Source organism: Salegentibacter agarivorans (assembly GCF_900113135.1).
Taxonomy (GTDB): domain Bacteria; phylum Bacteroidota; class Bacteroidia; order Flavobacteriales; family Flavobacteriaceae; genus Salegentibacter; species Salegentibacter agarivorans.
In genome coordinates, this window is the sequence record NZ_FOOH01000012.1 from 69722 (window position 1) to 91990 (window position 22269).

Sequence of the window (22269 nt, forward strand, 5' to 3'; positions counted from 1 at the left end):
ATTAAGAGTTATTCGATTTATAGGATTCAGAAATCTCGCTAAACAATCGCAGCATAAAGCTATCGGGATCACTTTCTTTTAAAGCCCGATTAGAGCTAAAAAAACTTTCGATCTTCTCCTTATGTTCTGGAAAGACATTTATCCACTCCGATTGAGACTCTAATTGGAAATATTTTTCTGAAATAGCGACGGCATACTGCGCCGGCTCGGGTTCAAATTCAAAATAAGTAAAATCTGAAGTGAGGATTTTCTTTAATTTCTTTCGATGATTTTTTAGCAGTTTCAGAGAAGCAGATTCACTAATTATTTCAAAAAATCCCTGAATTTTGTTATTTTTTTTCGGCGATATACTTATAAAATTTCGCCCACCAATCCTGAACCTATTAATCCTATTTTTAAATAACTGGTAAGTTACATCTCCGTTTTCCTTTTTAACTCTTACAACAAGTAAATCTTCAAAAATATTATATTTTAAGTCGAGATCGTAATAAGTTTCCCCGCTATAAACCACGTCTCCATTCAAAAACCCAGAGGTTTGAAAAAATTTATGTTTATTGTTTATGGTGGCGTGCTGTTCTACATACTCCTTGCCGTATAATAAATTGGTGTTTTCAATATTTACGAGCTCATCAAAATTTTTAAATTCTTCCCTGTATTCCTGCGAAAAAACGCTGAAATTAGTACTAAGTAGTACTATAGAAAATAGAAGTATAAAATATTGCCGCATATAGAGATTGGTTAAGTAAACCGGAAGGGCGGTTTTTAATAAAATACTCAAGGAAAATGCAGCTAAATATAAGATCCTTATTTAATTCTTTATAACTTAAGAATGAATTTAACACATTCAATTAAAAATACTTAAACCTAAGAGGCCAACATCCTAAAAAGTTCTTCGTCTATTTTGGAATTTTCATTGCGGTGAAATTTATTGAGCAAATTAGTAATTAATTCACCTATAGCATCCTGGCGTGCTTCAGATTTGTTCATAAATTGAATTTTTCCCCAGCCTCGAATATCACAAACCATCATTCCTTTTGCATCCCATATTGTTTGTTGCCTGCTATCGTACCTAACCGGAAATTTTAAAGTTTCCAAAGCTAAATTGTTCTTTTCGCTTAAATCCATAACTTGATTTTTTACTTTTATTTTAAGCAAAATTAGATGTAAACATTTTTGGAAAGGTTATTTAAAAATTAAGGCTTTATCCCTGATTTTTAAATGAATGTTAAGCCGAGAAACAAATCTATGGGATTAATACAAGCTTAGTATTTACTTGAACTTGATTTAACCTGAATAGGCCTTATCTGATTTAATTTTGAAGTGTATAATTGGAGTAATAAGGGGGCAATTCTGAAATGAAAGTCAATCCCCCTTTTTTTATACAAAAATTTTAGAAATCAACCTTCTTGAAAATATATTGTTTCTCCTATCCTTGCCGATTCTTTGGCCTTCTCTAAAATTTCTACTACGGTAACATTTAACGGAAGACTGTACAATCCAAAATCATTTATTTCTATGTCTTTATTTACAACGGCCGCCAGGTAAGAAAATGGATCGTTGTGAGGCGACTGCCTTGGATCTAACTTGATGGTTTGTTCTCTTTCACTTTCCACACCACGTATTTTAATGGTGGTAGCATCGCTGGCTATTGCGTAAGCTTGGGTACCATAGACTTCCATATCCTTTCGGGAAAAAGTCCAATCCCATGAAGCCTGGATCACACATTGTGCTTCTTCATATTGAAGAATAATAGTAGCTTCGTCTTCTACTTCTTTATAAATTTCGGGTTTATTTTGATTAGTTACTGCGGTAACTGAAAGTGGCTTTTCACCCTTCATTAGCCAGGTCATTAAATTAGCCCCATAGCAACCAAAATCCATTAAGGCACCGCCTCCATTTTTCTCGGGATCAATAAGTATTTCCAGGAATTCTTTACTCACACCAATTTCCTTAGGGCCCTGATGGCCAGAATTAACCATTACTTTTCTAATATCACCAAGTTCGCCCTTCTCAACTAAATCTTTTATATACTGATTACTTGCATACCAGGAAGTTTCATAATTAGTAAGCACGTGAATTTCATGTTGGTTGGCCAGCTTTTCAATTTCTTTAGCGTCCTGGACAGTTGTTGCAAGTGGCTTTTCCACCATTACGTGAATTTTTCTTGGTGCACAGGCCCTCACAACCTTAATATGTTCTTCGGTAGCCCCAAATGCTGAAACCGCATCAGGTTTTACCTTATCCAGCATTTTTTCAAAATCAGTGTAAAAGAGATTTTTATCCAGGTTATAGTTGTCTGAATATTTTTTAATGAGTTCATTATTGGTTTCATAAATACCAACAATTTCTATATCGTTTTTTCCCTCCCGGTTAAAAATCCAATCTACATGACCATGAGTTAAGCCCGCCACCGCTACCTTTATTTTTTCCTGGGAAAAACTTTGAGTAATAATAAGGCTGAATAGAAATAAAGTACAGGCTTTTTTCATAATATTCGATTACAATTGTTCGGGAAAAATAATAGAATTTTTACTGAACTTTCACATAATCTATAATTATAACAGAAGTGTCAAAATCCCCGGCTCCTATTAATTCCAGGACACTTAATTCATTTTCCTGGTGATTATATTGAAGTAGCTGATTTTTATTGTCCTTGTAAATTAGTTCAGCAAATTCTTTAAATTCTTTGTTGTAAAAGCTCTTTCGGGCAATGTGACGGCCAGAGAACCTTCCTACCTCCGGCAGTGCTTCAAATTCATTATTAGTAAGATTCAATTTATAGGCTTTCATTTCACCCATCAAAGAACTACCTCTAACCGGCATTAAACCAAAAAGAAAATTATCCTTTCCATTGTTGGCGAGGTTTCCCATAAAAAGTTCGGTGTCAGAAATTTCAAGAGGCTCAAGCGTTTTGGTAGACAAATCAATTTCCAGAAGTTCAGCATCTTCCAACTCCCCGGTAGTAGAGCTTAGTGCATACAATTTATTACCAAGCAGACTTGTTGAAAGCGTAATATTATGATCAAAAGAAATCCCCTCATAACTAAGGGCCATAGTTTCAGGATCTATTCTCACTACACGGCTGGTATTATTGTTATTATACTCCATCTCATCTTTTACAATTCCTACCAGATTGCCTTGCGCAGCATCCCAATCTAAACTATTTAAGCCGGCATTTTCACCATATATTTCTACCGGAAAATCAAGTGCAAAAACTTCTACAGATCTGGTTTCCTTATCCATCACCAATACCCGACCGTGAAAGGGATCAAAAAGATGTTCGTAAATAAAGATTTTCTCTGCTGAAGCCGTTACCGTACTGGGAATCATATTTAGATTACCCCGCATTGCTGAAATTGAACCCACAGCCGTAACTTCTCCCGTTTTATTTCCAATTTCATATAAATTCCCGTTAGCACGAAGAGCCAGATAATTGAAAGTGTCTTCAATTTCTGTCTCAGGATTTTCTGAACTTTCAGGATTATTATTATCGGTAGAACAGGAAACAAGCAATAAAATTACCGCAAGAAACTGCAGGAAAGTTTTTTTCATAATTAGATTTTAGAGAGATAAAAATAGATAAAATTTCTATCCCTCTGTAGCAATCTTATTCAGTTTATTTTTCTGAATTTTCTTCTATTTCTTTCTCCCATTCTGAAGCAATTATCTCATCTTTTTTAATAAGATTTCCAGAAGTTGTGATTTTATAATGCTCGTTGTCTGAAACCTCTAAATCCCAGATAATATTTTCTGCTTCCGGAAATTCGCCATTACCATTCATTTGTTCTTCAAACAATCTTTTCACAATATTCCTGTCAGAAAGTCCATCATTCAATAATCTTAGTATTGTAGCTTTATCCATTTTTGCAGAGGCGTCTGGGGAAGTAATGGAGCAATGAATAATAGTAGCGCTAGAACTGGGGAATTTGCCGTTGTAAGCTTTAAAAAGTAGTTGATTAACATGGAATAACCTGGATTGTAATTCCATTTCAGGATATTCTTCACAAACCGTATCTATCAACATATCATTGGAGATTTGCTCAATTTGGCCTTCAGATAATTCCTCGCCCAGCTTGTAATCTAAAACCAATTTTGCCGCTTCCACGGGTTCAAAATCGGAAATAGCCATAAATAGCAATTCCCTTAAAGTTTCAGGATCAGACTCTTCTGCCTCTGGATAATCAAATCTTTTTAGCAATTCTATATAATCTTCTTTCGTCCAATATTCCTTAATTTCATCAAGTGTTTGAACTTTCTCTATGTTTATTTTATATTTCATCTTAAGTATTTAGTCGGTTTTTAAATAAATTACCGCATTGATCATGATAATCATTTTTCACCACTAAATAGATGAATTCACTTTAAATCTTATTTCTTTTTAGAAGCGCTATTTTTTGAAAATATGATGTTGGGTTGCGGTAAAATAATCGCAAAAAACCTGGTTTAAAGAATGACCGTTTCTACTGGCTTTTACGCCTAAAAAAGGATAGATTTCAATAATATTTTTTGAAAGATTTTTTACTGAATTGGAGGCCGAAGAATGAATTTCTTCTGAATAGGAATCTAAAATTTTATTTCCGGCTGCAATCTCATTTTCAATAGTTTTAGAATATGCTGAAATTTCATCTTGAGAAACAGCAGTACATTTTTCTAAGTTTTCCAGAATACTTTTAGAAGTAAAACTGCGTGCTTCTTCCAGGAAATGCTGGGCCATCCCCAAATAATTAACCCAAAGTGTTAAATCGGCAAATACTGAAAAAGGAATTTTAAAAATATCCTGCGGCTGGTAAAATTCATTGTAAATAAAACTAAAGCGTTTAGGAACAAAAACGTTTTTTACTTCAAAAGAATGCGTAACCGAAGCTTTTAAACCCATCGTGTTCCAATCTTCAACAATTTTCACATCATTTTTAGGTGAAATAAACGAGCGTATTTTGGGTGAGCCATCCTCATTTAATAAGGCTTTACCATTTTCGTAAATTTCAGCATTAAGTGTAAAGTGGGTTAAATAATTTGCGCCTGTCGCATAACGCCAGGTTCCGGAAATTTTATAATCATCACCAATTTTTTCAGCTGTTCCAAAAAAGCCACCACTACCTCCTAAAATAGTAGGATTTGGAGTTTTAAAAATCTGTGCTGCAGTTTCAGGTTCCAGGTTTCCTATAAAATAATTAGCGCCACTGCATAGAGTTACCGTCCAACCAAGACTACCGTCAATTCGGGCCAGTTCCTGCAGTTTTAAAAGCCCTTCAGTAAGCGTAAATTCCAGTCCGCCATATTTCTTAGGCACCCAAATATTCCAGAGATTTTCTCCGGAAATCCAGGTTAAAACTTCTTCAGGAAATATATCTGCACCCAAACATAGCTCTCTAAGCACTTGCTGCCTGTTGTCTTTTTTCATTTTTTATAATTTTTCGCCATTTAAAATACCCCGAAGTTCCTACAATAAACAGGAAAATGGTTAAGCCGGCATATATGTATAATTCTTTATAAATAAGTAAAGGAATAGCAATGCTATTGCTGATATTAAGGAAAATCCAGTTCTCCATTTTTCTTTTAGCCATAAGCCACATTCCCGCCCAGGCAAAACCGCTAACCGCTGCATCCCAAAATTGAACATCAGAATCTGTATGGAAGCGAAGCCAATAACTCATTATTGTAAAACAGGTCAATACAATTCCCAGGGCTTTTAAATGTTCAGATTTAGTGGAATAAGAAATGGGGGTTTCTTCTTCTTTTTTTCCGTATCTCCAGTAAAACCAACCATAAATACTCATTACGAGATAGTAAAGGTTTAGAATTATATCGGCATAAAGTTTAGACCGGTACATTACAAACAGACTAATAAGAATGGAGACAATCCCGAATAAGTAATTATGAATATTGTTTTTTCGTGCCAGTAACACCTGCACCACTCCAAAAGTGGTTCCCAGGGCTTGTAGCCAGGTAAGTTGTGTAAAGAAATCCTCTATCATTGTTCTAAATTATCAATGAAATGAGGTGATGAAATAGCTAAAAATTGCAGTAATGCAACCTATGCTTAGAAAATCCCTACGCCGGCATTATCCGGATCAGGTTTGGAGTCAATAACCTCGGGGCAAGCCCCAAAAGGCATTTTTGGAAATATATCTTATTCGAGAAAAAACATTTTAAATGTTTTAATCTCGATTATCGAGTAAAACTCCTGGGTATCATCTCAGCCTACTTTATAGCAAGCACCCCATTTCAATAAAGTAGCCTCACCAGGAATCGAACCTGGATCTAAAGTTTAGGAAACTCTTATTCTATCCGTTGAACTATGAGGCCTTGTAAGCGGGACAAAAATAATAATGTTTTCAGAAATTCATCATATTATAATTTAAAACTTCAGCTGGTTACTTTGCTTTTATTAATTTTAATCAAACTTATATTTTAAACCCAATCTTTATGAAAGCTATTATTTTAAGCATGGTTACAGGGCTCATTTTTTTAAGTACAAATTGTGACAGGCAAAATTCTGAAGAACATATGCAACTTACAGGAACTATAGAAAGCCAGGGTATAACTTCCTACCAATATGGCACTCATACTTTAAATACTGAAGATGAATTTTATGCACTTAAGAGTGACAAAGTAAGTTTGGATGAATATATAGGGAAAGAAGTTACAATTTCAGGATCAAAAATTGAAGGTTACCCCGTAGATGGAGGGCCAGATTATATTCTCGTTACCCAGGTGAAAGAATAGTAAAGACCTGTTTTTTCCAGGCGGAATGTTATATTTGCGGAAAAAGCAAAAATGAAAAAATCACTCCTTTCCGCAGTTCTTTTTAGTTTATTCATTTCTTTTTCTGTCAATGCCCAAGTTGATGAAGAAAAAACCGGCGCCTGGTATATGTATTTTTGGAATACAAATTTTGGTGAAAGTGAATGGGGCCTTCAGGGAGATATTCAATATAGAAACTGGGATCTTGGCGGTGATTTAGAACAATTGCTTATTCGTGGCGGACTCACCTATTCTCCAAAAAATGCCGATATAAAATTCACCCTGGGATATGGAAATATTACCTCCGGTGAGTTTGGTGAGGCTAACGAAACTTCGGGCGAAAACAGGATTTACCAGGAAGCTTTACTTCCGCATAAGTTAAGCAATAGATTTTACCTCACGCACCGCTTTAGATACGAACAGCGTTGGGTAGAAAATCAGGATTTTAGAACGCGTTACCGCTATAATTTGTTTTTAAATGTGCCTTTAAATCAGCCAAACCTTAATAAAAATGCTGTTTATCTTGCCTTATATAACGAGATCTTCATTAATGGCGAACGCGAAATTGGTGATGGTAGAAGTGTTGAATTATTTGACCGTAACCGGTTCTATTCTGCCCTGGGTTATGCCCTAAAAGACAATCTCAAACTCCAGGCCGGGTATATGACACAAATTACTAATACGGTTAGCAAAGGACAAATTCAGCTTAGCCTGCATCATACTTTTTAAGCTATTCAGCAGAGTTTCGTTATCTTAGCTTCTAATCAGAAACCTGAATTATGAAGCAATTTTTACTTTTTTTCGCTTTAATATTTATTTCAACCTTAAATACCAAAGCCCAAACTTCTGAAATTAGCGGAGACGCTTTCGCGCACACGTATTCTATTGTGGCTCGCGATGCAAAAACCGGGGAAATGGCCGTGGGCGTTCAAAGTCACTGGTTTTCGGTGGGTCCATTGGTAGCCTGGGGGAAATCTGGGGTTGGAGTGGTTGCTACTCAATCTTTTGTAAATCCCGCATTTGGTCCCCAGGGGCTCAAACTTTTAGATGAAGGTTATACGCCTGAAGAAGCCGTAGAAAGTCTTATAAATAATGATGAAGGTCGCGATTTTAGACAGCTTGCCATTTTAGGAAAATCTGGCGCTAATGCTGCATATACCGGGGAAAAATGTGTAGCTGAAGCCGAACATCTTAATGGAGATAATTTTTCGGTCCAGGCTAATATGATGCTGAATGATAAAGTTGTTCCCGCAATGGCAGAAGCTTTCGTTGAAAATGCAAACTTACCTTTGGCTGAAAGAGTTGTTGCGGTTTTAAAAGCCGCCCAGCATGCTGGCGGAGACATACGCGGAAAACAATCGGCGGCCTTATTTGTGGTGGGGCCAGATAAGGTGGACGAAGTTTGGAAAGACAAAAAAATAGATCTTAGGGTAGACGATCACGAAAATCCTATTGAAGAATTAGAACGTTTGCTTAAAACCGCAAGAGCCTACGAATTTATGAACCGCGGCGATCTTGCCATGGAAGAAGGAAATGTAGAAAAAGCTTTAGAAGAATACGGCACCGCAGAAAGTATGTTTCCCAACAACCTGGAAATGCGTTTTTGGAAAGCGGTGGCTCTTGCTAACAGCGATCGTTTACAAGAAGCGAAACAAATTTTTGATAGGATTTTTGATGAAGACGAAAACTGGAGAATAATGCTAAAGCGTTTGCCCAAAGCCGGCCTAATAAACGTTAGCAAAGAGGAAATGAAGATGCTTACTAAGTAATCTTCACAGATTTAGTATCTTTATAACTTAAAATAATGCTGTTATGAAAATTACTTTTAATAAAGTTATGCTTGGACTTGCGGTTGTATCACTTACCGCATTTACTTCTTGTAAAGACGCAGAAGAAAAAACTGCTGAAGAAACCCAAACTGCTCCAAATACCCAAATGAGTGGAAACACATCTGGAAATGCAGAAACCCCAGATGTAAACCCCCCTCATGGTGAACCCGGGCACCGCTGTGATATGCCGGTTGGCGCTTCTTTAAGCGGAGCAAGTAACAACACCAATGCAGGTTCAGGATCTGAAATGACTACTTCACCAATTAGGTTGAAGGATTCAAAACCTTCTAAAAACCCTCCACACGGTGAGCCCTATCACGATTGCTCCATTCCTGTAGGAGCTGATCTTCAAAGTTAATTTTGAGGTTTTATAAATTCTGAAATAAAAAAATAAAACGTCATTACGAACGGAGTGAAGTAATCTGCTATTAATATACAGACTGCTCGTCTTTCGTAATGACGTTTTTAAATTCGTCATCCTGAACTTTTTTCAGGATTTAAAACAAGTTAGAAGCTGAAACAAGTTCAGTTTGACGAAAAGAGAAAAAATCAAACAAGCTTTTTAATAGTTAGCCCTTAATCCAATCCTCCTTTTCGCTCTCCATCTCTTGGCTCAGGCCAGGTCATTTGCTCACCCGATCTTCTGTTTATTGGCAATACTGCTTTTTCCCTGGAGGTAGTTTCTGGATCTTCACTCGCCATATAGGTCATAATAGCGGTTAAGATCACGTTGCTTCTCACATCATCAAAAACAATTTTATCATAAGTATCTAAGTTGGTATGCCAGGTATAATCCCAGTAAGACCAGTTTAAGGAGTTTAGCATAAATGCAGGCGCACCGGCTGCTACAAAAGAAGCGTGATCTGTTCCTCCGCTGGATGGAGTTCCCGGGAATGAAGTTTCAATTTCTCCCTTAATTTCCTGCGGAACCGGCTCCAGCCATCTTCCTATATAATCGTAGGCGTGTAGAAAACCCTGTCCGTTAATATTCTTAACCCTTCCAGTTCCATTATCCTGGTTGAATAAGGCTTGTACATTAGCTACAATCTCCGGATTATCTTTTACAAAAGCTCGAGAACCATTAAGTCCCTGTTCTTCACTTCCCCAATGTCCCGCAATAATTGTTCGCTTCGGGTTTGGATAAAGTTTTTTAAGAATTCTCATTGTTTCCATCATTACAATAGTTCCCGTACCGTTATCTGTAGCACCGGTTCCACCATCCCAGGAATCAAAATGTGCTGAAAGAACAACATATTCTTCAGGTTTTTCGCTGCCTTCAATTCTTGCAATAGTATTAAACGTAGGTACTTCTCCAAGATCTTTAGATTGAGCAACCACTTTTATTTTGGGAGTATTATTATTTTCAGCTAAACGATAAAGCAAGCCGTAATCTTCTAGGTTAAGGTCTAAAGTTGGAATTTTATTGGTATAAGCTCCAAATACTTTATTTGCTCCAAACCCGTGAGACCAGTTAGAAGTTATAATTCCGGCAGCTCCTGCGTTTTCAAGTGCTTTAGGTAATTCTCTGTAACCATACCCGGTTTTGCTAATTCGGTCTCTCCAAATTGAATCGGCTTCTTTTATACTTCCCTGCATTTTTTTCCATGACTTTTCAGTAGCCCATTCTTCCCAGTTGTATGGAGGTCTACCGGTAGGTTCATTAACCGAGATCATCACAAATTTTCCTTTAACCGAAGAAAGCATATTGGCAAATGCAGTAGAATCTGAAGCTTCTGGCAATAGCACAACCTCAGCGGTTACCCCTTTTTTTCCGGTTGAAGGGCTCCAGGCAAGTTGCCTACCTTGCAGCGTTCTTAATCTTGGCTCTACAAGGTCAATATGGGTAATGCCACGCTCCCAGCCACGCCAGGTGCCATATTCTTCGTTTTCAGCTGAAATTCCCCAGCTATCATATTTTTTTACTGCCCAGTCGTGAGCATTTTTCATCTGTGGTGTCCCTACTAAACGTGGTCCTACCACATCCACAAGCTCGTGGGCAAGTTCTTCTAATTTTGAATTTTCATTGGCCTCGGTTACAATTTTGTTAACCATCTCTTCCTGTGCCTGTACCTGCAATGCCCCGGCTACAAGGAATAAACTAAAAAGTGTGCGGAAATTTTTCTTCATCCTGAATTATTAAATTTAAATTTTAAGCGTAAATATATTAATTAAATCCGGGTGGGCATTTCCTACAGATTCTTTACAGATATTATCTATTTAACTATATTGGCAGTGTTTTTAAAAAATAAACCCACAACTCCTTAAATCAATGAAAAAAACGCTACAAAACCCCTTCAATTTTAAATTTCAGTTTCTCTTTTTAATATTTTTAGGTTTAAGTTTTTCCGGAATTTCCCAAACTAGCGAACTTTCTGTAGAAAAAATTATGCAAGATCCTAATTGGATGGGTACTTTCCCGTCAAACGTAAAATGGAGTGCCGATAGCGAAACCATCTATTTTGATTATAATCCTGAGAAAAATGTAAAGGATTCGCTTTATAAAATAGAGTTGAACAATACTTCTAAAATCAGTAAAGTGAGTTTGGAAGAAGAGCGAGGAATAATTCCATCCTACGGCGATTTCAATAAAAACCGGAGTAAAAAGATTTTCAGCAAGGATGGTAACCTCGTTATTTACGATGTAAAATCTAGCGAAACTACTCAATTATTAGACCTATCGGAAGCTATTAGCAATGCTGAATTCCTCGCAGACGAAAATAAAATTAGCTTCAACTCCGGTAACAATGCTTTTATATACGATAGAAAAGCGGGAAGTATTAAACAACTAACCAATATCACTGATGGTAAAGCTGAAGAGGAAAAAGAAGATAAAACTTCAGAAAAAGATGCCTGGGTACGGGATGAAAACCTGGAACTCCTGGAAGTTGTAAATCAGCGTAAAACTGAAAAAGAAAGTAGGGAAACCTACCGTGAAGCTACGGCTGAAAAAGAGGACTATACCTTTTACTTAGAAGATCGCGATCTTAGTAATTTACAGGTTTCACCAAATGCGAAATTTGCAACTTTCAAACTTATTACCCGGGAGCGAAATGGAAGCACCGATGTACCAAATTATGTAGATGAATCTGGCTATACCGCTAACCTACCTGCCAGAAGTAAAGTTGGTGAAGATAAAACCAGTATTGAACTGGCGATTTACAATTTTGAAAAGGATACTGTTTATACTTTAAAAACTGATAATTTACCAGGAATTACCGATTTGCCTGATTACGTAGAAGATTATCCCGATAAGGAATGGGAAGAAACCCACAGGGAGGTAGCACCCACAACGGTTTATTTTTCAGAAAATGGGGAACACGCGGTGGTCAATATACGTTCTAAAGACAATAAAGACCGGTGGATCGCTAAAATTGACCTGGAAACCGGCGAGCTAAACACTTTAGACCGCCAAAGAGATGAAGCCTGGATTGCCGGGCCGGGAATTGGCTACGCTTACTACGGCGGTGAAGAAATGGGTTGGTTACCCGACAATAAACATATCTATTTTCAAAGTGAAGAAACCGGGTATTCGCATTTGTATTTATTAGACGTGAATACCGGAAATAAAATAGCACTAACCGAAGGTGATTTTGAAGTTTTTGATCCTGAACTTTCAAACAATAAAAAACATTGGTTTTTAACAACCTCTGAAGTTGGACCCGGAGAACGTCACTTTTATAAAATGCCGGTGATGGGTGGTAAAATGGAAAAACTTACCCAAATGGAAGGGAATAACAATGTCTTCCTTTCTCCCGATGAAAAAAACATGGCCATTTTGCATTCCTACAGTAACAAGCCGTGGGAATTATATTTAAAGAAAACGAAAGCAAATGCTGAAGTCAAACAACTAACCGAAGGACAATCTGAAGCATTTAGCAGCTACGACTGGAGAGAACCCGAATTAATAGAATTTGAAGCCGAAGATGGCGCTATGGTTCCCGCCAGGTTATACAAACCCGAAGCAAATGTAAAGAATGACGCTGCGGTAGTCTTTGTGCACGGTGCAGGTTACCTGCAAAACGCTCACAAATGGTGGAGCAGTTATTTTAGAGAATATATGTTCCATAATTTATTAACCGATCTTGGTTACACCGTAATAGATATTGATTACCGCGGAAGTGCTGGTTATGGTCGTGACTGGCGTACAGGGATTTATCGCCACATGGGAGGAAAAGACCTTTCTGACCAGGTTGACGGGGTGGAATATTTAGTTGAAAATCATGGGATAAATCCTGAAAAAGTCGGGATTTATGGCGGAAGTTATGGCGGTTTTATCACGTTAATGGGAATGTTTACCGAACCTGAAACTTTTAAAGCCGGCGCTGCATTAAGATCGGTAACCGATTGGGCGCATTATAATCACGGCTATACTTCTAATATTTTAAATGAACCTGCGGCAGACCCAATCGCTTATAGAAGATCTTCACCCATTTATTTTGCTGAAGGTCTGGAAGGAGATTTATTGATCGCCCACGGAATGGTAGATGTAAATGTGCATTTTCAGGATGTGGTTAGGCTTTCACAACGTTTAATTGAATTAGGCAAGGAAGACTGGGAAATGGCAATTTATCCCGTAGAAGATCACGGTTTTGTTGAACCCAGCAGTTGGACCGATGAGTACCGTAGAATCCTTGAATTGTTCAATGAAAGCCTTTTAGACTAATGGATATTGAATTTGTAAGAAGTCAGTTTCCAGCTCTGGAAAAGGAATTTACTTTTATGGATAACGCTGGTGGCTCTCAAACCTTAAAAAAGGTTGCCGAGCGCATTAGCGGGTATTTACTCCATCATAACGTACAACTAGGAGCTTCCTATAAAGTTTCCCGGGAAGCTGGAGAAAAACTGAATTACGCCACTAAGCAAGTCAGCAGGTTTATAAATGCCGGCAAACCAGAAGAAGTGGTCATAGGGCCTTCTTCTTCTATGCTATTACGAATTTTAAGTATTTGTATTAGCAAACAATGGCAGGAAGGAGACGAGGTGATTGTTACCAATACAGATCACGAAGCCAATGTTTCTCCCTGGACAGATTTAAAGGAAAAAGGCATTAATATAAAGGTTTGGAAAGCCAATCCCGACAGTCTTGAACTGGAAATAAGCGATCTAAAAAAATTACTGAACAAGCGCACCAAACTGGTTGCCGTTACCCACGCTTCAAATATTTTAGGAAGTATAAATCCTATTAAAGAAATTGCAAAAACGGTACATAAAGCAGGAGCACTTATTTGTGTAGATGGAGTTGCCTATGCACCCCACCGACGGGTAGATGTTAGAAAATTGGATGTAGATTTTTATGTTTTTAGCTGGTATAAAACCTATGGGCCGCATTTAGCGGTGATGTATGGCAGGTATAATCAATTATACCAAATGGAAGGATTTAACCATTATTTTTTCACTAAAAAAGATGTGCCATATAAATTTCAGCCCGGAAATTTTAATTTTGAATTAACCTATAGTTTACTCGGAATTATCGAATATTTTGATCAATTATTTAAGCACGAATTTCCGAAGGAAAAGAAAACCGATTTTCAGGAAAAATTGGATAAAATTTTTGAGCTGATTGGCAGGCACGAAGAGCGAATAAGCAAACCTTTGATTTCTTATTTAAATGAACATCCAAAAATTAAAATAATTGGCCAGAATACTGCAGAAAGGGAAAAAAGAGTGCCTACCATTTCTTTTGTACATAATGAGCTCACGAGTGATCAAATAGTTGAAAAGGTTGATGATTTTAGAATAGGTATTAGATTTGGAGATTTTTATGCCAAAAAACTTATTGAAGATGCTGGTTTAAAAGAGAAAAATGGCGTGGTTAGAGTAAGTTTAGTGCATTACAACACCCTGGATGAAGTACAACGATTAATATGGACTTTAAAAAAGGTGATTTAGTAAATTTAGTATAATAAAGTTTCGTCATTGCGTAGCAATCTGTCCATTTCTGTTACTCAGGTTTGAGATTATTTCTCCCGATAAAAACGGGATCGCAATGACGATTCTAATTGAATTTTAAATTCTCTCTAAAAAAACAAGCTACCCTAAAGCTTGTTTCAGGTCGTTTATCAGGTCTTCTTCATCTTCAATTCCCACGCTTAATCTAATTAAGGAATCTACAACCCCGGTTTTTGCTCGTTCTTCTTTTGGGATAGAAGCGTGAGTCATAGTGGCGGGGTGGCCGGCTAAAGATTCTACCCCGCCAAGCGATTCGGCCAGGGTGAAAATTTTTAGCTTTTCAACAAGCTTTGTTGCACTTTCTAGAGTATTTTCTTTTGTGCTAAAAGAGATCATTCCGCCAAAACCTTTCATTTGCCTCTTTGCAATATCGTGGTTTGGGTGATCTTCAAATCCGGGCCAGTAAACATTTCCTACTTTTGGGTGTGATCTCAGGAATTTTGCAACGGCATCTCCATTCTCACAGTGACGCTGCATTCTAAGGTGCAGAGTTTTAATTCCACGTAAAACCAGGAAACTGTCTTGCGGACCGCAAATTGCACCGCTGGCTTTCTGAATAAAATATAGTTTTTCAGCTAATTTTTCATCTTTTACAACTAATCCACCCAAAACTACATCACTATGGCCGCCTAAATATTTTGTTGCGCTGTGCATCACAATATCTGCCCCAAGATCTAAAGGTTGTTGTAGATAAGGCGTAGCAAAAGTATTGTCTACCGCAAGCAGTAGATTATGGGCTTTTGCGATTTTAGAAACCGCTTCTATATCAATAATATTCATCATTGGGTTGGTCGGTGTTTCAACCCACAGTAATTTGGTGTTTTCATTTATATATTTTTCAATATTACCGGCTTCATTCATTCCAATAAAATGAAATTTAATCCCCATATTTTCAAAAATGGAGGTAAACAACCTATAAGAACCACCATAAAGATCGTTGGTAGAGATTATTTCGTCACCGGGTTTAAAAAGTTTCATCACCGCATCTATCGCCGCAAGTCCGGAACCAAAACCAAGTCCAAATTTCCCATTTTCTAAACTAGCCAGGGATTTTTCTAAAGCCGAACGGGTTGGATTTCCGCTTCGTGAGTATTCAAAACCTTTATGGCCACCGGGTGTACTTTGTGAATATGTAGTTGTTTGGTATATAGGCGGCATTACAGAGCCGTATGCGGGATCTATATTTTCCTGCCCTCCATGTATGGTTTTAGTATTAAATTTCATAATTCTTGCGTTTACAGCAAATGTAGCGCGCTCATTGTCTTTAAACAAAATAGGTTTATCTTTATTCGCGTATTTAACAGCCTTTTCTATGTCTCAAAAAATCCTTTCCCTCCTGGTTATTTTCCTAATATTCACTTCCTGTCGGGACGAAAAATCTGACGCCGGCGTAAAACAGGTGAAGGGCGATACCGAAGCGCTTAGTTTCTACGAAGAAAGCTTTTTACCAAAAGATTTTGAAGCCTGTAAAACCGAAACATGCCCTAAAATACGAGTCAATTATTTAAAATTTAGAGAAGATAGGGAGGCTGCCAAAGAAATGAATAGTTACAACCAGGAGAACCTTATTAAAATTTTTAATAATACTGAAGTAGCTTCTGAAGCTGAAAATGTAAAGGCCGTGGTTAATGAATTTATCCAGGATTTTCAGAATTTTAAAAGGGATTTCCCCGAATCTCAAGCCGAATATGAAGTTGAAATCTCTCAATCGGTATTAAGCCAGACGAAGAAATTACTGGTTTTGGAAACCAATTTCTACCTTTTCACCGGTGGTGCGCACGGTTACGGTGCCACGAGTTATGCTAATTACGATATTACTTCAGGCGAATTACTTTATAAAAACGATTTATTTTCAGATTTGGAAGCTTTTACGAATTTTGCTGAAAAAGAATTCAGAAAGAAATATGAGATTCCTGAAGGAGAAAATATAAATTCCAACGGATTTTTCTTTGAAAAGGATAGTTTTGCACTTCCGGAAAATATTGCCGTAACCAAAAACCGGGTTATCCTGATTTATAATCGGTACGAAGCTGCCAGTTATGCCGAAGGGGAATTAAAACTTTCTTTTCCGAAGAATAAAGTAAGCGAATGGCTTAACTACTAATTAAAATTAGCTATGAAAAAAGTATATCATCTCTCTACCTGCAACACCTGCCAAAAGATTTTAAAAGAACTGGAATTGCCAGGTTCTTTTGAGCTTCAGGATATAAAAGAAGAAGAAATTACTGAAAAACAACTGGAAGAAATGAAAGCGCTCGCCGGTAGTTACGAAGCTTTATTTAGCCGCAGGGCAAGACTTTATCGCGAAAGAGAGCTTAAGGAAAAGGAACTTTCTGAAACCGATTATAAAGAACTAATTTTAGATCATTATACTTTCCTGAAAAGACCGGTAATTATTAATAATGAGGAAATTTTTATAGGAAATTCTAAGAAAACCGTCGCGGCGGCCAAAGCAGCGGTTCATGGATAACAAACGTATTCTAGCCATCTTTGCGGCCATTGGCGCAAGTGCGATCTACGGACTTAACCATACGATTGCTAAAGGCGTAATGCCTACTTATATTGAACCCTTCGGATTTATTTTTTTACGGGTTTTCGGCGCTGCTGTTCTATTTTGGGTAATTAGTTTCCTGGGGCCAAAAGAAAAAATTGCAACTTCAGACTGGCCAAGAATTTTAGGTTGTGCCGTTTTTGGAATGGTAATTAATATGCTATTCTTCTTTAAAGGATTAAGCCTTTCAACACCTATAAATAGTTCGGTTATTGTCACGCTTTCGCCGGTTATGGTGTTAATCCTGGCTTCAATTCTCATCAGGGAACGCATTACCTTATTAAAAACCCTGGGAATAATCGTTGGTTTGGCCGGTGCCCTGGTTTTGGTTCTTTTTAGCGCTGAAAGTGCCGGAAATGCACCTAACATTCCTATGGGGAACGTACTATTTATTGTAAACGCTTTTAGCTACGGACTTTATTTAATTCTGGTAAAACCCCTAACCGCAAAATATCACGCGTTTACCTTAATGAAATGGCTATTTTTAATTGGGGTAATCATCAATTTCCCTATAACCATTGGTGAATTTACCGATGTAAATTGGACAAGTTTACCTTTTGATGCGATTTGGAAAATGGCTTTTGTAGTAGCAGGAACCACCTTTTCTACCTATTTGCTGAATATTTATGCACTAAAACAACTTTCGGCTTCAACCATAAGCGTGTTTATCTATATGCAACCGCTTATTGCAATTACCTATGCAATTTTAACCGGCGCAGATGAGCTGAATATGGTAAAAGTAGTGGCAGCAATTCTGGTTTTTGTAGGAGTGTATATGGTTACCAAGAAGAAAACCGAAATAAGAGCTTAGGTTTTAATCTGCCAGTTTTTCCGCAAGTTTTTTTAAGTAATTCTTATTTTTCTTAACGGAAGAAAGGGAAGCGGTATAAGTATTTACCTTACCTACGTCTGGAAAACTCAATTTCCCTTTGGCCATAGAATTTGCAAGTAATATTTGTAAATAATTATAAATGAGTATAATTTGCTGAAGTATATCGGTTCTTTTTGTTGTAAAACCCAGTTTTTCAGCTGTTCTTTTATTTAAAATATAGCTGGTACCTTCCAGAGTGATTTCAGCGGCTTCCTTTTCGGTATAAGATTCAGTAAGATTCACCAGTCCTAAAATATACTGCCTTAAAATATATCTTATGCGTTGCTTCGCTTTCCAGTTTCTATCAATCACGTAGTAATAATCAAATAAAGTCCCGCCGTGAATAATAATTCTACCATTTTTCTCTTTTTCAGTAATAAAAAGTGGAGAATGATAAATCAATTTTCCCTGCTTCTTTCCCTGGGGTGTATCTATAAACGGCGCCAAAACCGATAGGATTAGCGGAGCTACAAATAATGGCAAATAATACCATTCCAGCATTAGTGCAATAATTACAAATCCAAGAAATATCAAAAAAGCAAGCCCGGAAAATCTAAGGATTTCCCGGGTTTGTTCTTTTTGTGGTTTTATATAAAATTGATGTTTTTCGATGCGGGAATTTAAGCAATTTCGCTGAAGAAGGGTTTAAAAACCTAACTTTTCCGGATCTAAATGTTGAGGCCGTTTTCCAAATCTCCTGGTATCTTCTTTAGTTAAAATTTTAAAATCATCGGTGTGGCTTAAACTGTCTAAATTATCTCGCAGGGCTTTAGGCAATTTGGTAAGTTTTCTTTCCTTTAAATCTATCCACGCACCCATCATTTCACAGCTGGCAAAATTTCGACCTTTTTCATCATAAAAATTATGTAGGAATTCAAAGTACATGCCATCTTCAGCAAGGCCTTTTAACTGTAAAGTCACTTTTATGGGTTTTCCCGCAAAAACTTCTTTAAAATAATAAATGTGCTCGTAAAAAACCACCGGACCAATATTATTCTTCGCCAAATCCTTTTGTCCAAACCCGTTTTCCATTAAAAAAGCCATCCGGGTGTGGCTCATAAAATTCACATAAGCCGTATTGGCCAAATGCCTGTTTGCATCTATATCACTCCAGCGTATTTCAAATTCTTTGGTGTACATTCTCTCTATTTTTTTAATAAAATTAAGCATAAATATTATGCACGCATAATTATTTTAAAAATTTACATCCTTACCTTAGCGCCATATGCCTATAATAAACACTAAATATAAATCTCCTGGTATTTTTAAAAATGCCCATGTTTCAAGTATTTATGCCGCTACTTTACGAAAAGTAAGTTTTAGTTTTGGCAGAAAAGATCGCATTGAATTAAGCGATGGAGATTTCCTGGATTTGGAGCGTAGTTTTTATTCTGCTGAAAATGATAAAATAATCATTTTATTACACGGCCTCGCCGGACACGCCAATCGCCCTTATATGTTGGGAATGGCAAAGTATTTTCAGGAAAACGGCTGGGATATAGCTTCCATGAATTTTAGAAGTTGTAGTGGAGAAATAAACCGACTATACCGCAGCTACCACGCGGGTGCTACTGAAGACCTTGAAGCGGTGATAAATCATCTTCAGCAAGAACAAAAGTATAAAGAAATCGGCCTGGTGGGGTTTAGTTTGGGTGGCAATTTAATGTTGAAATATTTGGGAGAACGAAATGAGATTCCTTCAGAAATTAAATCAGCAGTCGCGATTTCTACCCCTTGTGATTTAGGTGCTTCCCTGGAAGAACTTAATAAAACGCATAATTTTTTATATTCAAAACGCTTTATTAAAAATCTAAAAAAAGAACTCCAGCTTAGGCAAATCCATTTTCCTTCGGAAATTAGTAAAGAAGAGATCACACAATGTAATTCACTACTCGCCATAGATGAACTTTATACCAGTAGAGCGCACGGCTTTAAAGATGCTTCAGATTATTATAAAAAATGCAGCTGTATAGGTTTTCTACCTTATATTAAAGTTCCCACACTTTTGCTTAATGCACAAAATGATACTTTTCTTTCGCCAAATTCCTATCCCATAGAAGTGGCAAAAAATTCTGAATTTCTTCATTTAGAAATTCCAAAACACGGGGGACACGTAGGGTTTTTTCAGCATAAAAAAATATATTATCACGAACAGCGGGCCTTAGAATTTATAACTTCAAGCAAGTCAATAATTTCAGAATCTTCAAAATAGGCTTTGGCCGGCTTTGCGCTGCTACAGAATTGATTATCTTTGCGCAAGCTTAAAAATCACGCATGATTCAGTCAATGACAGGTTTTGGGAAAAGCATAACGCAACTCCCATCAAAAAAAGTAACCGTTGAAATCAAGTCGCTAAACAGCAAAAACCTTGACGTAAACGCCCGAATCCCTTCGCAATACCGCGAAAAAGAACTTCAACTAAGAAATACAATTTCTAAATCGCTTACCCGCGGAAAAGTGGATTTTTCCCTTTTTGTAGAGGTAACCGGCGAGGAAACTACCGCTTCTGTAAACCGGGGAGTAGTGAGAAACTATATGCAACAATTAAAAAGTATTGTTGATGGCGATGAAACCGAATTGCTAAAAATGGCAGTAAGAATGCCTGATGCAGTGACTACCGAGCGCGAAGAAATTGATGAATCTGAATTTAAAGCAATTGAAGCCGCGGTGATTGAAGCCCTGGAAGAAATCAACCAATTTAGAACAGATGAAGGGGAAGCTTTAGAGAAAGACCTTAAACTTCGTGTAAATAACATTGAAGCATTACTGCAGGAAGTTCTAAGAATTGACCCAGAAAGGGTTGAGGCGGTAAAGGAACGTCTTAGAAAAGGAGTGGCAGATCTTAAAGAGAATGTAGACGAAAACCGTTTTGAACAGGAATTGGTGTACTACATTGAAAAATTCGACATTACCGAAGAAAAAGTGAGGCTGGAAAACCATCTTGCCTATTTTAACGAAAGCATAAATTCACAGGATTCAAACGGGAGAAAACTCGGTTTTATTTCTCAGGAAATGGGCCGGGAGATCAATACAATAGGTAGTAAATCTAACTATGCCCCAATGCAACAGTTGGTGGTGCAAATGAAAGATGAGCTGGAAAAAATTAAAGAACAACTTTTAAACGTACTCTAAATGAGCGATGGTAAACTTATCGTATTCTCGGCGCCTTCAGGATCGGGAAAAACCACGATAGTCCAACATTTATTAAAGCACAAAGAATTGGACCTGGAGTTTTCTATCTCTGCCACATCTCGTGAGCCAAGAGGTGAAGAAAAAGACGGGCAGCATTATTATTTCCTTTCTTTAGAGGACTTTAAAAGGAAGATAAAAAACGACGAATTCCTGGAATGGGAAGAAGTTTACCGCGATAATTTCTACGGAACTTTAAAAAGCGAAGTAGAACGCATCTGGTCTCACGGAAAAAACGTGATTTTTGATATTGATGTTGTAGGCGGACTGGATATTAAAAATATCTATCCGGATAAAACCCTGGCGGTTTTTGTAAAACCACCAAGTATTGAAGAATTAAAGATTCGGTTGAAAAAGCGAAAAACGGAAAGTGACGATAAAATAAATATGCGAGTAGCAAAAGCTTCCATTGAGCTGGCAACCGCACCACAATTCGATTTTATTATTGAAAATCATCATTTAGATACCGCACTTCAGGAAGCTTACGATCTTGTGGCAACTTATGTAGGCGTAAAAAATTCGGCTAAAAATGAATAGGAAAGTCGGTTTGTTTTTTGGGACTTTCAATCCAGTTCATATCGGACACCTTATTATTGCCAATCATATGGCTGAATTTTCAGATTTAGATGAAGTTTGGCTGGTGGTTACTCCTCATAATCCGCATAAAAAGAAAAGTACTTTACTTGAAAATCATCACCGGCTGGAGATGGTATACAAAGCCTGCGAAGGTTTTGAACATTTAAAACCTTCTAATATAGAGTTTGGTTTACCGCAACCCAACTATACAAGTACTACGCTGGCACATCTTCAGGAAAAATATCCTACAAACGAATTTTGCCCGATTATGGGGGAGGATAACCTGAAAACCTTCCACAAGTGGAAGAATTACGAGGTGATTTTGGAAAATCATCAAATATATGTTTACCCAAGAATTTCAGGCAGAAAGGTGGAAAATGAGTTTAAAGATCATCCAAAAATAACCCGCGTAATGGCTCCCGTGATAGAAATTTCTTCAACTTTTATTAGAAAAGCGGTAAAGGAAGGAAAGTTTATAAAGCCCATGTTGCCTGATGCGGTTTGGGATTATATTAAACTGATGAATTTTTATAAGTAGTCGAAATTAAAAAAAAACAAAA

24 protein-coding genes and 1 tRNA gene are annotated in these 22269 nt (G+C 37.2%); 13 read left to right on the forward strand and 12 right to left on the reverse strand.

The window, feature by feature from the left end; genetic code table 11:
* Position 1: 1 nt before the first annotated feature.
* From BM084_RS10345 to BM084_RS10380, 8 genes are all read right to left on the reverse strand, one after another.
* Positions 2 to 778, reverse strand: a complete 777-nt coding sequence (locus BM084_RS10345) for a hypothetical protein (RefSeq protein ID WP_075325252.1) — start codon at positions 776 to 778, stop codon at positions 2 to 4.
* Between the two features lie 86 nt (positions 779 to 864).
* A complete protein-coding gene (locus tag BM084_RS10350) occupies positions 865 to 1125 on the reverse strand; it encodes a hypothetical protein (protein WP_143083648.1) in 261 nt (86 codons plus the stop codon).
* A 272-nt stretch (positions 1126 to 1397) separates the two neighbouring features.
* Positions 1398 to 2489 carry a Gfo/Idh/MocA family protein gene (locus tag BM084_RS10355; RefSeq protein ID WP_075325254.1) on the reverse strand — a complete coding sequence of 364 codons (1092 nt, stop codon included), beginning with the start codon at positions 2487 to 2489 and terminating at the stop codon, positions 1398 to 1400.
* Positions 2490 to 2529: 40 nt separating this feature from the next.
* Entirely contained in the window at positions 2530 to 3552 is a 1023-nt protein-coding gene (locus BM084_RS10360) for a hypothetical protein (RefSeq protein ID WP_075325255.1), read from the reverse strand.
* Positions 3553 to 3616: 64 nt separating this feature from the next.
* Positions 3617 to 4279 (reverse strand): hypothetical protein, encoded by a 663-nt coding sequence (locus BM084_RS10365; RefSeq protein ID WP_075325256.1) that lies wholly within the window; start codon positions 4277 to 4279, stop codon positions 3617 to 3619.
* A gap of 108 nt (positions 4280 to 4387) precedes the next feature.
* Positions 4388 to 5401: an acyl-CoA dehydrogenase family protein gene (locus BM084_RS10370; RefSeq protein WP_075325257.1), complete on the reverse strand. Its 1014-nt coding sequence runs from the start codon at positions 5399 to 5401 to the stop codon at positions 4388 to 4390.
* Positions 5370 to 5975, reverse strand: a complete 606-nt coding sequence (gene pnuC, locus BM084_RS10375) for a nicotinamide riboside transporter PnuC (protein ID WP_075325258.1) — start codon at positions 5973 to 5975, stop codon at positions 5370 to 5372. The genes BM084_RS10370 and pnuC overlap by 32 nt, the downstream gene beginning before the upstream one ends.
* Positions 5976 to 6234: 259 nt before the next feature.
* A tRNA-Arg gene (locus BM084_RS10380) sits at positions 6235 to 6306 on the reverse strand.
* 120 nt (positions 6307 to 6426) lie between these two features.
* Between BM084_RS10380 and BM084_RS10385 the strand changes: the two genes are divergently transcribed.
* From BM084_RS10385 to BM084_RS10400, 4 genes are read left to right on the forward strand one after another with little or no spacing between them, the layout of a single operon-like run.
* The gene (locus BM084_RS10385; protein ID WP_075325259.1) at positions 6427 to 6726 is read left to right on the forward strand and encodes a hypothetical protein; all 300 of its coding nucleotides are present in this window, start codon (positions 6427 to 6429) and stop codon (positions 6724 to 6726) included.
* Positions 6727 to 6777: 51 nt separating this feature from the next.
* Positions 6778 to 7473 (forward strand): DUF2490 domain-containing protein, encoded by a 696-nt coding sequence (locus BM084_RS10390; RefSeq protein WP_093304625.1) that lies wholly within the window; start codon positions 6778 to 6780, stop codon positions 7471 to 7473.
* 50 nt (positions 7474 to 7523) lie between these two features.
* Positions 7524 to 8513 carry a DUF1028 domain-containing protein gene (locus tag BM084_RS10395; protein ID WP_093304627.1) on the forward strand — a complete coding sequence of 330 codons (990 nt, stop codon included), beginning with the start codon at positions 7524 to 7526 and terminating at the stop codon, positions 8511 to 8513.
* A gap of 43 nt (positions 8514 to 8556) precedes the next feature.
* Complete coding sequence (locus BM084_RS10400; RefSeq protein ID WP_093304629.1) at positions 8557 to 8931, forward strand: hypothetical protein; 375 nt, start codon at positions 8557 to 8559, stop codon at positions 8929 to 8931.
* 218 nt (positions 8932 to 9149) lie between these two features.
* Here the strand turns inward: BM084_RS10400 and BM084_RS10405 are convergent, their stop codons facing one another.
* Positions 9150 to 10700 carry a M20/M25/M40 family metallo-hydrolase gene (locus tag BM084_RS10405; RefSeq protein ID WP_093304631.1) on the reverse strand — a complete coding sequence of 517 codons (1551 nt, stop codon included), beginning with the start codon at positions 10698 to 10700 and terminating at the stop codon, positions 9150 to 9152.
* A 142-nt stretch (positions 10701 to 10842) separates the two neighbouring features.
* Here BM084_RS10405 and BM084_RS10410 point away from each other — a divergent pair, with 142 nt between their 5' ends.
* Positions 10843 to 13236 (forward strand): S9 family peptidase, encoded by a 2394-nt coding sequence (locus BM084_RS10410; RefSeq protein ID WP_093304632.1) that lies wholly within the window; start codon positions 10843 to 10845, stop codon positions 13234 to 13236.
* Positions 13236 to 14462, forward strand: coding sequence for a cysteine desulfurase-like protein (locus BM084_RS10415; protein WP_075325265.1), 1227 nt, complete (start codon positions 13236 to 13238; stop codon positions 14460 to 14462). Before BM084_RS10410 ends, BM084_RS10415 begins: the two co-directional genes overlap by 1 nt.
* Positions 14463 to 14603: 141 nt before the next feature.
* Here BM084_RS10415 and BM084_RS10420 read toward each other — a convergent pair whose 3' ends face one another.
* Positions 14604 to 15746 (reverse strand): cystathionine gamma-synthase, encoded by a 1143-nt coding sequence (locus tag BM084_RS10420; protein ID WP_093304634.1) that lies wholly within the window; start codon positions 15744 to 15746, stop codon positions 14604 to 14606.
* Positions 15747 to 15834: 88 nt separating this feature from the next.
* On the opposite strand from BM084_RS10420, the gene BM084_RS10425 reads away from it, so the two are divergent.
* The 3 genes from BM084_RS10425 to BM084_RS10435 are packed head-to-tail and all read left to right on the forward strand — an operon-like array spanning position 15835 to position 17884.
* Positions 15835 to 16626, forward strand: a complete 792-nt coding sequence (locus tag BM084_RS10425) for a DUF3298 and DUF4163 domain-containing protein (protein WP_177195692.1) — start codon at positions 15835 to 15837, stop codon at positions 16624 to 16626.
* A gap of 12 nt (positions 16627 to 16638) precedes the next feature.
* Entirely contained in the window at positions 16639 to 16992 is a 354-nt protein-coding gene (locus BM084_RS10430) for an arsenate reductase family protein (RefSeq protein ID WP_075325268.1), read from the forward strand.
* Positions 16985 to 17884 (forward strand): DMT family transporter, encoded by a 900-nt coding sequence (locus BM084_RS10435; protein WP_075325269.1) that lies wholly within the window; start codon positions 16985 to 16987, stop codon positions 17882 to 17884. Before BM084_RS10430 ends, BM084_RS10435 begins: the two co-directional genes overlap by 8 nt.
* Positions 17885 to 17887: 3 nt before the next feature.
* Here BM084_RS10435 and BM084_RS10440 read toward each other — a convergent pair whose 3' ends face one another.
* The gene (locus tag BM084_RS10440; protein WP_093304638.1) at positions 17888 to 18445 is read right to left on the reverse strand and encodes a hypothetical protein; all 558 of its coding nucleotides are present in this window, start codon (positions 18443 to 18445) and stop codon (positions 17888 to 17890) included.
* A 144-nt stretch (positions 18446 to 18589) separates the two neighbouring features.
* The gene (locus BM084_RS10445; protein WP_093304640.1) at positions 18590 to 19114 is read right to left on the reverse strand and encodes an acyl-CoA thioesterase; all 525 of its coding nucleotides are present in this window, start codon (positions 19112 to 19114) and stop codon (positions 18590 to 18592) included.
* A gap of 55 nt (positions 19115 to 19169) precedes the next feature.
* Here BM084_RS10445 and BM084_RS10450 point away from each other — a divergent pair, with 55 nt between their 5' ends.
* The 4 genes from BM084_RS10450 (at position 19170) to nadD (ending at position 22247) form a co-directional block, all read left to right on the forward strand.
* Positions 19170 to 20156 carry a YheT family hydrolase gene (locus tag BM084_RS10450; RefSeq protein WP_075325272.1) on the forward strand — a complete coding sequence of 329 codons (987 nt, stop codon included), beginning with the start codon at positions 19170 to 19172 and terminating at the stop codon, positions 20154 to 20156.
* Positions 20157 to 20218: 62 nt separating this feature from the next.
* The gene (locus tag BM084_RS10455) at positions 20219 to 21076 is read left to right on the forward strand and encodes a YicC/YloC family endoribonuclease (RefSeq protein WP_093304643.1); all 858 of its coding nucleotides are present in this window, start codon (positions 20219 to 20221) and stop codon (positions 21074 to 21076) included.
* Positions 21077 to 21670: a guanylate kinase gene (gene gmk / locus BM084_RS10460; protein ID WP_075325274.1), complete on the forward strand. Its 594-nt coding sequence runs from the start codon at positions 21077 to 21079 to the stop codon at positions 21668 to 21670.
* Positions 21663 to 22247 (forward strand): nicotinate (nicotinamide) nucleotide adenylyltransferase, encoded by a 585-nt coding sequence (nadD, locus tag BM084_RS10465; RefSeq protein WP_075325275.1) that lies wholly within the window; start codon positions 21663 to 21665, stop codon positions 22245 to 22247. The genes gmk and nadD overlap by 8 nt, the downstream gene beginning before the upstream one ends.
* Positions 22248 to 22269: the final 22 nt, after the last annotated feature.